At 71.3% G+C, this 14,137-nt stretch carries 13 protein-coding genes; 3 read left to right on the forward strand and 10 right to left on the reverse strand.

Annotated elements, in window-relative coordinates:
• Nucleotides 1–5: 5 nt before the first annotated feature.
• On the reverse strand, nucleotides 6–623 hold the full coding sequence (locus AB0K17_RS09825; protein WP_365982693.1) for a TetR family transcriptional regulator: 618 nt from the start codon (nucleotides 621–623) through the stop codon (nucleotides 6–8).
• A gap of 84 nt (nucleotides 624–707) precedes the next feature.
• On the opposite strand from AB0K17_RS09825, the gene AB0K17_RS09830 reads away from it, so the two are divergent.
• Together AB0K17_RS09830 and AB0K17_RS09835 are read left to right on the forward strand one after the other, a co-directional pair.
• Nucleotides 708–1,631 (forward strand): oxidoreductase, encoded by a 924-nt coding sequence (locus AB0K17_RS09830; protein WP_365982694.1) that lies wholly within the window; start codon nucleotides 708–710, stop codon nucleotides 1,629–1,631.
• Nucleotides 1,632–1,643: 12 nt separating this feature from the next.
• A complete protein-coding gene (locus AB0K17_RS09835; protein ID WP_365969910.1) occupies nucleotides 1,644–1,784 on the forward strand; it encodes a DUF6126 family protein in 141 nt (46 codons plus the stop codon).
• A gap of 48 nt (nucleotides 1,785–1,832) precedes the next feature.
• Here AB0K17_RS09835 and AB0K17_RS09840 read toward each other — a convergent pair whose 3' ends face one another.
• The 9 genes from AB0K17_RS09840 to hrcA form a co-directional block, all read right to left on the reverse strand.
• Complete coding sequence (locus AB0K17_RS09840; RefSeq protein ID WP_365982695.1) at nucleotides 1,833–2,192, reverse strand: barstar family protein; 360 nt, start codon at nucleotides 2,190–2,192, stop codon at nucleotides 1,833–1,835.
• A 621-nt stretch (nucleotides 2,193–2,813) separates the two neighbouring features.
• Nucleotides 2,814–3,188: a hypothetical protein gene (locus tag AB0K17_RS09845; RefSeq protein WP_365982696.1), complete on the reverse strand. Its 375-nt coding sequence runs from the start codon at nucleotides 3,186–3,188 to the stop codon at nucleotides 2,814–2,816.
• A complete protein-coding gene (locus AB0K17_RS09850; RefSeq protein WP_365982697.1) occupies nucleotides 3,188–7,435 on the reverse strand; it encodes a DUF6531 domain-containing protein in 4,248 nt (1,415 codons plus the stop codon). Before AB0K17_RS09850 ends, AB0K17_RS09845 begins: the two co-directional genes overlap by 1 nt.
• Entirely contained in the window at nucleotides 7,432–7,791 is a 360-nt protein-coding gene (locus AB0K17_RS09855; protein ID WP_365982698.1) for a hypothetical protein, read from the reverse strand. The genes AB0K17_RS09850 and AB0K17_RS09855 overlap by 4 nt, the downstream gene beginning before the upstream one ends.
• A 95-nt stretch (nucleotides 7,792–7,886) precedes the next feature.
• Nucleotides 7,887–8,648 (reverse strand): helix-turn-helix transcriptional regulator, encoded by a 762-nt coding sequence (locus AB0K17_RS09860; protein WP_365982699.1) that lies wholly within the window; start codon nucleotides 8,646–8,648, stop codon nucleotides 7,887–7,889.
• 316 nt (nucleotides 8,649–8,964) lie between these two features.
• Nucleotides 8,965–9,714 (reverse strand): 16S rRNA (uracil(1498)-N(3))-methyltransferase, encoded by a 750-nt coding sequence (locus AB0K17_RS09865; RefSeq protein WP_365969902.1) that lies wholly within the window; start codon nucleotides 9,712–9,714, stop codon nucleotides 8,965–8,967.
• A gap of 3 nt (nucleotides 9,715–9,717) precedes the next feature.
• On the reverse strand, nucleotides 9,718–10,794 hold the full coding sequence (locus tag AB0K17_RS09870) for a nitronate monooxygenase (RefSeq protein WP_365969901.1): 1,077 nt from the start codon (nucleotides 10,792–10,794) through the stop codon (nucleotides 9,718–9,720).
• Nucleotides 10,795–11,007: 213 nt separating this feature from the next.
• Nucleotides 11,008–12,144, reverse strand: a complete 1,137-nt coding sequence (gene dnaJ / locus AB0K17_RS09875; protein ID WP_365982700.1) for a molecular chaperone DnaJ — start codon at nucleotides 12,142–12,144, stop codon at nucleotides 11,008–11,010.
• The gene (gene hrcA / locus AB0K17_RS09880) at nucleotides 12,145–13,161 is read right to left on the reverse strand and encodes a heat-inducible transcriptional repressor HrcA (RefSeq protein ID WP_365969899.1); all 1,017 of its coding nucleotides are present in this window, start codon (nucleotides 13,159–13,161) and stop codon (nucleotides 12,145–12,147) included.
• A gap of 196 nt (nucleotides 13,162–13,357) precedes the next feature.
• Between hrcA and AB0K17_RS09885 the strand changes: the two genes are divergently transcribed.
• Nucleotides 13,358–14,113, forward strand: a complete 756-nt coding sequence (locus AB0K17_RS09885) for an MBL fold metallo-hydrolase (RefSeq protein ID WP_365982701.1) — start codon at nucleotides 13,358–13,360, stop codon at nucleotides 14,111–14,113.
• Nucleotides 14,114–14,137 lie beyond the last annotated feature (24 nt).

Consider the following 14,137-nt stretch of genomic DNA (forward strand, 5'->3'; position numbering starts at 1 on the left):
TTCGGCTACTGCACGTCCAACGCCGGGGCGAGGAGCGCGAAGGCCCGCTCCAGCAGCCCGGCCGGCGCTTCGGCGCCCTCACTGTCGCTCCACCGCTGCAGGACGGTGTTGAAGGCGGTGAGCGCCATGCCGGCGGCCATCTGCGGGTACAGGTCCGCGTCGGAGCCCGCGCCGGGGTCCGCCCCGGTGCGGGCCGCCAGCTCCGCCGTCAGATCGTCGCGCCACTGCGCCTGACGCTCCAGGAAGCGGGCGTGCAGGGCGGGCGTACCCAGGATCAGCCGGACGACGCCCCGTGCGCTGTCGGCGTGGTCGCCGCAGGCGGCGAGGGGCCCGGAGACGGCGTGGCGCAGCGCGACGGACACGGGCTCGTCGGTGGGACGGTCCGCGAGGGCGGCGCGCATGCCGGTGCCCATGTCCGCGAGGAACCGGACGACGACGTCCTCCTTGGACGCGAAGTACCGGAAGAACGTCCGCCGGGAGACGCCGGCGGCAGCGGCGATCTCGTCGGTCGTGACGGCGTCGTAGCCCTTGCTCGCCAGCAACTGCAGGGCAGCGCTGGTCAGTTCGTCCGCGACGAGTTGACGTTTGCGCTCGGCCAGGCTGGTTTCGGGGCGGGGGCTCACGGGGACAGCGTATCGCCACGATGCAGCCGACGGCACGGACGGACGCTGTTGACACTCTGTGCCACGAAGGGCAGTGTGTGCCTCATGGAGCAACCTCGATGGACCGCCGACCACATCCCCGACCAGACCGGCCGCACCTTCGTCGTCACCGGCGCCACGAGCGGGCTGGGCCTGGCGACCACCAGGGCGCTCGCGCGCCGGGGCGGGCATGTGATCCTCGCCGTACGCGACCAGACAAAGGGCCGCCGGATCGCCGCCGAACTTCCCGGCGCCCGGCTCGACGTACGCCACGTCGACCTCGCCGATCTCGACTCGGTACGCGCCTTCGCCGGGCGGCTGCACGCCGAGTACGCGCGGGTGGATGTACTGATCAACAACGCCGGCGTCATGGCACCGCCCCGGACACTGAGCCCCCAGGGCCACGAGCTGCAGTTCGCCTGCAACCACCTGGGCCACTTCGCGCTCACGGGCCTGCTGCTCGATCTGCTCTCGGCGGGGGACGACCCGCGCGTGGTCACGGTGAGCTCGCTCAACCACCGCAAGGCCCGCATCGACTTCGACGACCTGCACGGCGAGCGCTCGTACTCCCCCATGGGCGCCTACAACCAGTCGAAGCTCGCCAACGCCGTCTTCGGCCACGAGCTCCACCGGCGCCTGACCGCCACCGGCAGCCCGGTACGCAGCCTGCTCGCCCACCCCGGCTACACGGCGACGGCCCTCCAGATGCGCGCGTCGACCGCCGCCCTGCGCCTGCTCCTGGGCCGCATCGGCAACCCCCTGCTGGCCCAGCGCCCGGACCAGGGCGCACTCCCCCAGCTGTACGCCGCCACGGCCCCCGACGCGGCGGCCGGCGACTTCATCGGCCCGGACGGCGCGGGAGAACTCCGCGGCAGCCCGAAACGCGTCCCCCTGTCAGCGACGGCGACCGACCCGGCCGTGGGCAGTCGCCTGTGGGACCTGTCGGAACACCTCACCGGCATCCGTTTCGCCCTCCCGGCAACCAGGTAGGCTGACCTTCCCATGCCACCCGCCACGCAAGACTCCGAGAAGCGCGCAGAACGCCAGATAGCCCTGCGCGTGCTGGTCTACGTCTTCATCACGCACGCCCTGGCGGGCTTCATCTGGCTGCTGTTCTTCCTGGGCGACCACGCGAACAAGTAGGAATCTCCTCCGCCGGAACGGTGCCGCCCCAGGGGGCTGCCACCCGATTCACTGCCCTCCGACTTCGCGCAACTCCCGCCGAAGACCGTCTACCTCGCTGTCGTCGCAGAACAGCACAACATTGAATGGGACGCTCGCCCCTCCGGGCCTTCTGTGCTGTGGACTCACCCAGTCCTCGGCGGCCCGCATCATGGTCCGCAGGAAGATCGCCCGCTCATCCGCGACTGACGAGAGCAACAGGCAGGATCTCCTGACGGTGATCATGTAGTGATCGGCCGGGAGCCAATGCAAGTCCCGCAAGCAGTCGAGCAGGGCCGGCCAGTTCCACCCAAAATAGTCCGGGAATTTCAGCTTCTCCCAGAACTGCTCGAACACCCCGTCCGCATCCGCCATGTCGGCGCCGTCCATGTGTGCAGCCGCCGTGACGCCGGTGGGCGGAAGCATTTCTCCGACCAGGCCCATCGCCGACTCGGGAAGCACATGGATCCGCGGACTGAAAGCGGACCAGAAGTCCGCTTCATGCGCCGTCCCTGCCTACGAACGCCACGTATTCATATTCCTCTTCGAAGATAGCCACCATGGACGTCCTGTCCGCGGCGAGGAAGTAAAGATCGCTCCCGAGAAGGGAACGCGACGACCTCATCCACCCCTCGCCGAGCACCCGCACTTCGGCCCACGGGAAGTTGACCATCCCCGTGCTGCAGAAGAACCTGCACCACTCCGGCCGACGCGAGAACGCTCGTGCACCAAGCATCAACCTCGGCGTCGTCCACGCTGTCCGGAATCCGGGCGTCAGGCACCGAATCCATCCGCAGGACGGACCTTTTTACCGCAGGAATCCAGTCGGGGAGTTCGCCCTCCTGAAGATATCTCTCCAGAGACGCTCCCACCAGGCCTACGGCCACTCGCGACGCTTTCTCCTTCTCGTTTCTCAACAGGATCTTGGCCCGCAGGGCTTCGCTTGCCACGACCGCCTTCCCGGGCCACTAGGAGTGATGCGCCTGTCACAGGAGCCTTCGACGGAAGGCATTACCCATCCCACCGAACCGAAACGCGTGCAACGTCGGGCAATGCCACCGGCGGCTCATCCGTAAACCACGAATACTCAAGGGCCGACAGGTACCCTTCGCTCACCCACACAAGAAGCTCCCCGACCAAGTCACCGCTTTCGTCGAACACCTCCCCTACTACAGGCAACACCCCATCAGGGGCATCCACCGGAGGGGCATCTCCCGCCACCTTGAGGTCTACGCTGGGCGATTCCACGCCCCAAGTCCCCGCGACTTTCACGTCATCCAACTGGCGGAGTAGCCTCGCACCTCCCCGGAAGGAGCCGGTGAGGATCCGCTCGAGGATCGCACGCTCTGATCCCGACAGCGCTCGGGCGCCCTTCATGAAGGCCATTACTTACCACCCTTGGGGAATTTACTGGCGATGAATGCAGTACCGACCCGAGGCACTCCGTCTCTTACGGCGCCGCGAATGGTCACGGTCTCACCATTGATGGCACGCTCCACGACGAAGCCTCCCGACTCGGGAAGGTCATCTCTTTCGGCCAAACTGTACACAATTCTGCGAAACGCCTGCTCTCGCCCTCCCTCAGATTTCACCAGTTCCTCAAATCCGTGCTTGGGCGGATCGATCACATGCTCAAGTTTTCGAGGCGTGTTATCAAGCTCGTAAGTCTTTGCCAGCGCTTCTGGGCTACAACTCTGGAGCCCAAGAGGATCTGCCCAGTGGCAAGGGTTGATCACATAAGCATGGTGATTCGGCGCCGGTTCCAGCCCCAGCGGGTCCGGCGACACATACCGCGCCGTCTCCGGGTCGTAGTAGCGGAAGTAGTTGTAGTGCAGGCCCGTTTCCGCGTCCGCGTACTGGCCCGGGAAGCGGAGGGGGCAGTCCGCACCGCCGGAGGGGGGTGGGGTGGGGAGGGGGGTGCCCCAGAGGGTGGTGCGGTGTTGCCAGGCCAGGGTGCCGTCCGGGGTGACGAGCTCCGTGGGGGTGCCGACCGGGTCCGTGATCACCGCGTGGAAGCGGGCCGCAGTCTCGGCGTAGTCCGTGATCAGGGACTCGCCCTCCGCCCGGGGGCGGTGGTGGGTCTGGGCCACCGGGCGGTGGGTGCCCGGGGTGTGGTCCCACGTGGTGACGGCACCGTCGGGTGCCGTTTGTTCCGCCAGGCGCGTGCCGTCCCACGTGAAGAGCGTTTCGGTGCCGTCGGAGTGCCGGCGCTTGGAGGTGCGGCGGCCCAGGGGGTCGTAGGTGTACGACCAGTGTTCGCCGTCCGGGGTGACGGCTTGTGTCAGGTGGTCCTCGGCGTCCCAGGTGTACGTCCACACCCGTGTCTGCCCGTTGAGCAGTTTGCGGGTCTTGCGGGTGAGGCGGCCCTGGGCGTCGTGCTCGTAGGTGGTGCGGCCGGCGCGGCGCAGGAGGGTGCCGTCCACCTCGTGGCGGCCGGGGGCCTCGTGGGCGGGGGCGGTGACGTGGGTGAGGTTGCCGGCGGTGTCGTAGGCGTAGGTTTCCGTCCAGCCGTGGGCCCGTACGCCGGTGATGCGGCCCGTGGCCGTGAGGTCGAAGCGGCGGGTGCCGGAGGTGAGCTCCCGGATCTCCTTGATGTGGCCGTCCGCCCGGTAGGCGTAGGTCCGGTGCTGGAGGAGGTGCCGGGCGCCGGGCGCCCCGGCGGTCACGGTCTGTCCGGTGATGCGGTCCGCGGCGTCCCAGGACTGGGTGAGCAGGGTGTCGTCGCCGCCCAGACCGCGTGCGGTCTCGCGCCCGGCCGCGTCGTACGTGAAGGTCAGGCCACCGGCGTCGTTGCGCAGGGTCGTCGGCCGCCCGGCGGGGTCGTACGTCCATTGCGAGGTCAGCCCGGAGGCGGTCGTGCGCTGCGTGCAGCGTCCTTCGGCGTCGTAGGACCACCGGGTCACCCGGCCGTTGACGCTTTCCGACAGCAGCCGGCCGAGGGCGTCCCGTTCGTGGACGACGTCGGCGTCGGCGCCGACCGTGCGGGCGAGTCGGCCTGCCGCGTCGTAGGTGTACGTCGTGGTTCCGCCGGTGTCGGAGCGCTGCTCGGTCACCCGGCCCAGTGCGTCCCGCTCGAAGCGCAGCGTTTCGCCCGCACCGTTCGTGCGCGCCAGCAGCTGCCCGGCCGCGTCGTGGACGTACGTGATGCGGCGTCCGTTGAAGTCGGTCTCCGCCGCCAGGCGGCCGGCGTCGTCGTAGTCGTAGGACCACGTCAGGCCCTGCGGGTTGGTCACTGTGACGAGCCGCAGTTCCGTGTCGTGGGCGAAGGTGTACGTCGTCCCGTCCGGCTCCGTCCGTGAGGCGGGCAGGTCGAAGTGGGTGCTGGTATGGGTGGTGGTGTTGCCGGCGGGGTCGGTGTGGGTGAGGAGGTTGCCTTCGCCGTCCCACGTCCACGTCTCGCAGGTGCCGTCCGGGAGGTCGCGCCGGCTGGGCCTGCCCTCGGTCGTCCAGGACATGCGGGTGACGCGGCCGAGCGGGTCGACCGCCTCGACCACCCGTCCGAAGGCGTCCCGGCGGACGGTGGTGGCGTGGCCGAGGGGGTCGGTGACGACGAGCGGCAGGCCCGCCGCGTCGCACCGGAGTGTGGTCGTGTGCCCGAGGGCGTCGGTGACCGCGGTCAGGTGGCCGGCGTCGTCGTACGCGTAGCGTCTGACCGCGCCGAGCGGATCGGTCGTGGCCAGAAGGTTGCCGCGCTCGTCGTAGGCGTGCCGCCACGTTGCGCCACCCGGCTCGGTGACCTGCAGCGGACGGCACAGGTCGGCGTCGTACGTGGCGTGGGCCGCCGTGCCGTCGGGCAGCGTGACGCGGCTGAGGTTGCCGGCGTCGTCGTAGGCGTAGCGGGTCGTGCGGCCCAGCGGGTCGGTCACGGCGAGGCGGCGGTCGCCCCGGGGGTCCCAGGCGGTGCGGGTGGTGTTGCCGAGCTGGTCGGTCTCCTCGACGACCTGCCCGTCACTGTTGTGGCGGTAGATGCGCAGGTGACCGAGGGAGTCGGTCTCGGTCGTGGTGCGCGTGTCCTCGTCGTAGACGAAGGAGCCGGAGAGGAACCCGTCACTTCCCTCGGTGCGTATGACGCGTCCGCGGGTGTCGTAGGTGTAGCCGTACGACGTGCCGTTGCGGTCGGTCCAGGAGGTTATTCGGCCTTCGGTGTCGTAGGTGAAGCGCAGCGGTGCGCCGCTGGAGTTGGTGACCTCGGTCAGGTTGCCCGACGCGTCGTAGCCGTAGCGCATCAGCACCGTGCCGCGCCCGGGGGCGTGCGGGTGCTCGTACGGCGACGGCGCCTCGTCCAGCAGGCGCAGTGCCGTGATGCGCGGCCCTTCGGTGTCGACGGCCACGTAGGCCCCGCCGGAGTGCCGGAGCGCGGTGGGGGTGCCGAGTTCGGTGCGCTCGATGTCGATGCGCGTGCCGTTGCGGTCGCAGAGGCTTTCGAGCGGGAGCTGGACGGCACCGGGCGTGTCGGTGGGGGCGGGTGCTCCGAAGGTGCGGACGACTCCCTCGTAGGGGTCGGTGACGGTCAGTGTCCCGTCCGGGCGGCCGTCCCACTGCAGCGGCCACCGCGGGCCCTTCACGGGCAGGACCGGCTCCCCCGGCGTGGGCACCGGGTAGACCAGGCGCATGCCGTCCGCGGCGGCGTAGACGACGCCCTCGGCGTCCAGTTGGACACGCTCGTCGAACGTCGAGGCCCATGTCGCTCCGAACCAACCGCCGGAGCGGTAGGACGACAGGTGGGTGCGCTCGACGGTCAGGGGCAGGGCGCCCGGCAGCCGCAGGTCCGTCTGCGGCAGCAGCATCGTGCCGGTGGCGACGTCGATCGGGTCCTTGGCGCAGGGGATCTCGGCGGTGGGGCGGGCGGCCGGGGGCAGTTCGACCAGGCCGGGGCGCACGCCCTTGAGGAGGTTGCGGTATCCGCCGGCCAGCTCGGCGCTGCGGCCCAGGGCGCTGACCCCGTTGAACGCGCCCCCGAAGGCGCCGCCGTAGATCATGCCGTCCGTCGCCGCGGCGTTGATCTCGTCCAGGCTGAAGCCGTGCTGCAGACCGGCTGCGATCTTCGCGGGCTGGGCGACCGCCAGGTCGACGGTGACGGCCTCCACCCCGCTGAAGGCGGCCACGACGAGCGTGGTGGCGACGACCTCGGCGACGGTGGCGGAGATGGCGATGCCCACTGTCGCGCCCAGTTCGATGACCGCCGTGGCGGCCGCCGCCGAGGCGGCGGTGCTGAGCCCGAACGTCAGGAAGCCCAGGCCGACGCCCGCAAGGATGACACCGGCCTCGATGCCTATCTTTTGCCACAGCTTGTTGACGGCATCCTCGATGGCGTGGGCGAGCGCTTCCAGGGCATCGGCCATGCCGTGTGCGGAGGCGGCGATGTCGTCGAGCCAGCCCTTGCCGCCCGAGCCGGCGCCCCCGCCCCCGCCCGTGTAGCGGCCCCAGAAGACGCGGAACGCCTCGATGCCCTCGCCCTGGTTGTTGCGGATGAGTGCCTGGGCGGTGTTGTTGGTCGCTCCGCGGACGCCCTCGACGGCCTCCGCGAACTCCTTCCAGGCGGCCGCTGCCTTGCGCAGCTTCCCCGGGTCCCCGTCGGGCCAGTGGAGGCCGAGCTTCTCCAGGACCGCCCTGGCCTCCTCGGCGGCGCTCACCGGCCGCCCTTCGTCCCGGCGTCGCCCGGCTTCGCCTTGGTGAACATCCCGGCGACGAGCGCGTCGTTGTCGACGTGTCCGTCGGCCATGTCGACCAGTGCCTCGTGGATGCTGACCAGGCCCAGCACCAGGGTGCCGGTCGCCTTCTCGATGTCCTTCTGCCGGCGGGGGTACTCGGTGGCGAACTGCTGGACCGCGTCGTCCTTGCCCCAGGGCTCGCCGAGGCCGTCGAGCGTGCCGATCAGTTTGGTGAGCGCCTCGCTGAGCTTTTTGCCCTGTTCGTGGAAGACGGGCGCTGCGGCCTTGATGTCGGCGGTCTTGATGTCCAGGACCTTGCCGTTGCCGGCGTCACTCACGGCCGTGCCTCCCCGCCGAGCGCGCCCGGCTCCCCAACAGTGGTCAAGAACCACTCAGCTTAGAGACCGGCTCGGACAACACTGATCACGGCCCGTCAGGTGACCAGGCCCGCCTCCTTGGCCAGGAGGACCGTCGCAAGGCGGTTGTTGGTGCCGAGCTTGCGGTAGATCCTCTCGAGGTGGCGGTTGACCGTGTGGGGGGACAGGGCGAGGCGGCGGGCGATGGCGGTGGCCGTGAGGCCCTCGGCCAGCAGGCCCAGGACGGTCAGTTCGCGGGGGGTCAGGCCGTGGTCGGCGGTGGTGGACGGGGTGGTGGCGCAGGCTCTGGCACGTAGGCGACGGAGTTCCCTGGTGTGGCGGTCCGCCGTGACGAGGAGGGGGTGGACGCGGGTGACGAATGCGAGGTCGTGGTCGGTGAAGTCGCCGTCGCGGGCGACGACGATCGCGCGCACGGGGGCGGTCTCGGTGGCCATGGGGATGCCCAGCTGCTGGGTGGTGCCGTAGTCGCGGCGAGCCTCGGAGTACCACGGGGAGTGACGCCAGCCGTCGCACAGGTCGCCGACGACCACCGGGCGGCTCTCACCGGCCGCGAGGTACGGGATCAGGGGGTACTGCTGCAGGATCCGGCGCTGGACCATGTCCTCGACATGGCGGCCCATGGCCTCCGGGGCCCAGCCCTCGGCGCGGGCGGCGCCGGTGGTGGGGTCGATGCCGGAGAACGTCACCGTGCCGCAGTCGAGGGATTCCCGCAGGCGATCGGCGATCAGGTGGCCCAGCCGGTCGGGCTCGGGGTGGTCCAGTACGGCGGCGACGAGGTCGAGCATGTGCTCGTAGTCGCGGGCGCGCAGTCGTGGCATGGCCGGTGTCTTCTCCCTCGGCCCCCGCCCGCTGCATGCTACGGGGGCCGGGAGGTCGCCTCAAGCCGGCCCGAAGGGGACCGAGGGCGGGAGACCGACCGGGGCGGGAGGCCGACCGGGGCGGGAGGCCGACCGGGGCCGGAAGGCAACCGGGGCCGCAGAAGGCGACGGGGCCGGAAGGCGACCCGGGCCGTGCCGGCACCGAGTCCCCCGTTTCCCCCGTGGTCGGTGCCGGCACGAGCCCTTGCCGGAAAAGACGATGTCACGGACCGGTGAGCACTGCCATGGGAAGAACTTCCCATGGCAGTACCCGCGCTCAGCCCCAGCGTCCCGTACGCCCCAGCAGCAGGGCCGCCGCCGCGGTGCCGGCCGTGGAGGTGCGCAGGACGCTCGGGCCGAGGCGGTACGGGTGGGCGCCCGCGGCGGCGAAGGCGTCGAGCTCCTCGGGCGAGACGCCGCCCTCGGGGCCGACGACGAGGACGATGTCGCCGGTCTGCGGCAGGTCGGCGGTGGCCAGCGGGGTACTGCCCTCCTCGTGCAGGACGGCGGCGAACGCGGCCCCGGCCAGCAGCTCGGCCACCTGGCGGGTCGTCATGAGGTCGGCGACGTCGGGGAAGCGCAGGCGGCGGGACTGCTTGCCGGCCTCACGGGCGGTGGCCCGCCACTTGCCGAGCGACTTCTGGCCGCGCTCGCCCTTCCACTGGGTGACGCAGCGGGAGGCCGCCCAGGGGACGACCGCGTCGACGCCGGTCTCGGTCATGGTCTCGACGGCGAGTTCGCCCCGGTCGCCCTTGGGGAGGGCCTGGACGACCGTGATGCGCGGCTGCGGCTCCGGTTCGGAGCGTACGGAGGTGACGGCGACGTCGAGGTGGTCCTTGCCCTCGACGGCGGCCACGGTGCCGTGGACACCGTTGCCCTGACCATCCGTCAGGACAATCTCCTCGCCCACGCGAAGCCGGCGCACCGAGACCGCGTGGCGGCCCTCGGGGCCGTCCAGCGGGAAGACGGTGCCGGGGAAGACGCCCGTGAGGGCGTCCTCCTCGACCAGGAAGACCGGCGCTGTCATGACCTACTCGCTCTCTCGTGTTGCTCTCAGTTCCGCGGCCAGCACGGCGACCAGCTCCGCCGCCGGCAGGGTGCGCGCCAGGCGGTGGCCCTGGCCGGCCCACAGGTTCAGGGCCCCGGCGTCGCCGGCGGCGGCCGCCGCCCTGCGCAGGGGGGAGGTCAGGTGGTGGACCTGGGGGTACGCGGCGGGGGCGGCCGGGCCGTGCTCCCGAAGGAAACGGTTCACCAGGCCCCGGGCGGGACGACCCGAGAAGGCGCGGGTCAACTCGGTGCCGGGGAAGGCCGGGTCCGTCAGCGCGCTCTTGTGCACGGGGTGCGCCCCCGACTCCGGGCACGGCAGGAACGCCGTACCGAGCTGCGCGGCGCACGCCCCCGCGGCAAGGACGGCGGCGATCTGGCCGCCGCGCATCAGGCCGCCGGCGGCCAGGACGGGCAGCGGCACGCTCTCGCGGACCTCGGCGAGCAGGGCGAGCAGCCCGGTGCCGGCACCTGGGCGGTCCGCGTGCACGTCGTCGTGGTGGGTGCCCTGGTGGCCACCGGCCTCGACGCCCTGGACGCACACCGCGTCCGCGCCAACGCGGTGTGCGGCGCGCGCCTCGGCGGCGGAGGTGACGGTGACGACGGTGGCCGTACCGACCGCGGCGAGCGCGTCCACCGCCGTACGGGAGGGGCACCCGAAAGTGAACGAGACGACGGCGACGGGGTCGTCGAGGAGGGCGGCGAGCTTGGCGTCGTAGCCGTCGTCGGTCGCCCCGTCCGGGTCGCCGAGCGCGACGCCGTACGCGGCGGCCTCGGGCGCGATGCGGCGCGCGTACGCGGCGACGGCCCCGGGATCGGCGGCGGGCGGCTGCGGCAGGAAGAGGTTCACGCCGAAGGGGCGGGAGGTCAGGGCGCGCAGCTGCCGGATCTCCTCGCGGAGGGCGCCCGGGGTCTTGTAGCCGGCGGCGAGGAAGCCGAGGCCACCGGCGTCGCAGACGGCCGCGGCGAGGGCGGGGGTGGAGGCTCCGCCCGCCATGGGGGCCTGCACGATCGGATGCTCGAGCTGCGCGAACAGTGCGGTCACTCCGGTCGAGGGGGGCATGACCTCATCGTGTCACAAGGCGGGCGGGGTCCCAGGCCCCCGGAGCGCCAGGGGTCCATGTGCTGGAGGGGCCGCCCCAACGGGCGGCCCCTCCAGCACATCAGCTACGGGCTACCGCCCGTTGAACGCATCCTTCAGCCGCGAGAACAGCCCCTGCTGCCCCGGCTTGCTGTGCCTGCCCGGGGGACGACCCCCGGACCCCCGGCCGTGCGCCTACCGCCCGTTGAACGCATCCTTCAGCCGCGAGAACAGCCCCTGCTGCCCCGGCTTGAACTCGCCCGTCGGGCGCTCCTCGCCGCGGATCTTGGCCAGCTGGCGCAGCAGCTCCTCCTGCTGCGGGTCCAGCTTGCTCGGGGTCGTGACCTCGACGTGGACGATCAGGTCGCCCCGGCCGCCGCCGCGCAGGTGGGTGACGCCGCGGCCGTGCAGCGGGATCGACTGGCCGGACTGGGTGCCCGGGCGGATGTCGATCTCCTCGACGCCGTCGAGGGTCTCCAGCGGCACCTTCGTGCCGAGTGCGGCCGCCGTCATGGGGATGGTGACCGTGCAGTGCAGGTCGTCGCCGCGGCGCTGGAAGACCGGGTGGCGGGTCTCGTGGATCTCCACGTACAGATCGCCGGCCGGGCCGCCGCCGGGGCCGACCTCGCCCTCGCCGGCGAGCTGGATGCGGGTGCCGTTGTCGACACCGGCCGGGATCTTCACCGTCAGCGTGCGGCGCGAGCGGACGCGGCCGTCGCCGGCGCACTCCGGGCACGGGGTGGGCACGACCGTGCCGAAGCCCTGGCACTGCGGGCAGGGGCGGGAGGTCATGACCTGGCCCAGGAAGGACCGGGTGACCTGCGAGACCTCGCCGCGGCCGCGGCACATGTCACAGGTCTGGGCGGAGGTGCCGGGGGCCGCGCCCTCGCCGCTGCAGGTGGTGCAGACGACGGCGGTGTCGACCTGGATCTCCTTGGTGGTGCCGAAGGCGGCCTCGGTGAGGCTGACCTCCAGGCGGATCATGGCGTCCTGGCCGCGGCGGGTGCGCGAGCGCGGTCCGCGCTGCGACGCCTGGCCGAAGAAGGCGTCCATGATGTCGGAGAAGTTGCCGAAGCCCGCGCCGAAGCCGGCGCCGGCGCCCGCGCCGCCCGAGGAGGACAGCGGGTCGCCGCCGAGGTCGTAGACCTGCTTCTTCTGCGGGTCGGAGAGCACCTCGTAGGCGGCGTTGATCTCCTTGAACCGCTCCTGCGTCTTGGGATCCGGATTGACGTCCGGGTGCAGCTCGCGCGCGAGGCGGCGGAAGGCCTTCTTGATCTCGTCCTGCGAGGCGTCACGCCGTACGCCCAGGACCGCGTAGTAGTCCGTGGCCACTTACGACTCCGCCAGGATCTGTCCGACGTAACGTGCCACTGCGCGTACCGCTCCCATCGTTCCGGGGTAGTCCATGCGGGTCGGTCCGACCACGCCGAGTTTGGCGACGGCCTCGTCGCCCGAACCGTAGCCGACGGCGACCACCGATGTGGAGTTCAGCCCTTCATGGGCGTTCTCATGACCGATGCGCACGGTCATCTCCGTGTCCTTGGTCTCACCGAGCAGCTTGAGCAGTACGACCTGCTCCTCCAACGCCTCCAGCACGGGCCGGATCGTCAGCGGAAAATCATGACCGAAACGAGTGAGATTGGCGGTACCGCCGATCATCAGCCGTTCCTCGGTCTCCTCGACCAGTGTCTCCAGCAGAGTCGCGAGAACCGTCGAAACGGTTCCTCGGTCCTCCTGGTCGAAGGACTCGGGCAGGTCCTGCACGAGCGGCGGCACGTCCTTGAAGCGCCGCCCCACGACCCGGCTGTTGAGCCGGGCCCGCAGGTCCGCCAGCGCGGTCTCACCGACGGGCGCAGGGCAGTCGATCATGCGCTGCTCGACCCGGCCGGTGTTGGTGATCAGCACCAGCATGATGCGGGCCGGGGCCAGCGCCAGCAGCTCCACGTGCCGCACGGTCGAACGGCTCAGCGAGGGGTACTGCACCACGGCGACCTGCCGCGTCAGCTGCGCCAGCAGCCGCACCGTGCGCGAGACCACGTCGTCGAGGTCGACCGCGCCGTCCAGGAAACTCTGGATGGCCCGCCGCTCGGGCGTCGACAGGGGCTTGACCTCGGCCAGCTTGTCGACGAAGAGGCGGTAGCCCTTGTCGGTGGGGATGCGGCCGGCGCTCGTGTGCGGCTGGGCGATGAAGCCCTCGTCCTCCAGCGCGGCCATGTCGTTGCGCACGGTGGCCGGGGAGACCCCCAGCTTGTGCCGCTCGGTCAGTGCCTTGGAGCCGACCGGCTCCTCGGTGCCCACATAGTCCTGGACGATGGCGCGCAACACCTCGAGCCTGCGTTCGCTCAGCATCGCGCGCACCTCCAGGATCAGTGGTCCTACCGTCGTACGGGGATCCGCCGGGCCCTTCCGCCCTTGGCACTCAATGGTCACGAGTGCCAGATCCCGTAGGCAAGTGTACGGCCGGGCCCCACGACCGGGGCAAGGGCCGTCCGCGCCCCTTGCCTCCGGACGGGCAACGCTATCGGTCAGCCGCTAGCGTCGCCGTATGGAAACTCACGCGAACGCGGGCGCGGTGGGGGACGGGGCCGGAGCGCGCTGGGAGCACCTCGCGCCGGGTGTCGTACGCCGCAGACTGCCGGGCTGGGACGCGACCGCCGGCGCGGTCGCCGGCAGCGACGGGGTGCTCGTCGTGGACACCGGTTCCTCGCTGCACGAGGGGGTGGAGATCCGGCACGAACTGCAGGAGATCTTCGGCCTGCCCGTGACGCACATCGCACTGACCCACCCGCACTTCGACCACGTCCTGGGCACGGCGGCCTTCTCCGGCGTCCAGGTGTACGCGGCCGTGGGCGCCGCCGAACTCCTCGGCCGCGAACGCAAGGAACTGCGGCACGACGCCGTGCTGCACGGCATGCAGCCGGACCTCGCGGCCGAGGCCGTGGAACTGCTCGTCCTCCCCGGCCACGGCGTCTCCGGACAGGTGGCCCTCGACCTCGGCGGCGGACGCCGGGCGCTGCTGGTCAACATCGGGCCCGGGCACACCGCCCATGACCTGGCGGTGCTGGTGCCCGGGGGCACGGAAGCGCCCGACGTGGTCTTCTGCGGCGACCTCGTCGAGGAGTCCGGCGAACCGCAGGCCGGCGCCGACGCCCTCCCGCAGGCCTGGCCCGCGGCCCTGGACCGGCTGCTGGCCCTGGGCGGCGAGGACGCGGTGTACGTGCCGGGGCACGGTGCCGTGGTCGACGCGGGCTTCGTACGGCGGCAACGGGACGAGTTGCAGGACCGCTTCTCCACTCCGTGATCCGCAATCTTGATCCACAATTGC

This window comes from Streptomyces sp. NPDC049585, assembly GCF_040675615.1.
In the GTDB taxonomy this organism is placed as follows: Bacteria; Actinomycetota; Actinomycetes; order Streptomycetales; family Streptomycetaceae; genus Streptomyces; species Streptomyces luteosporeus.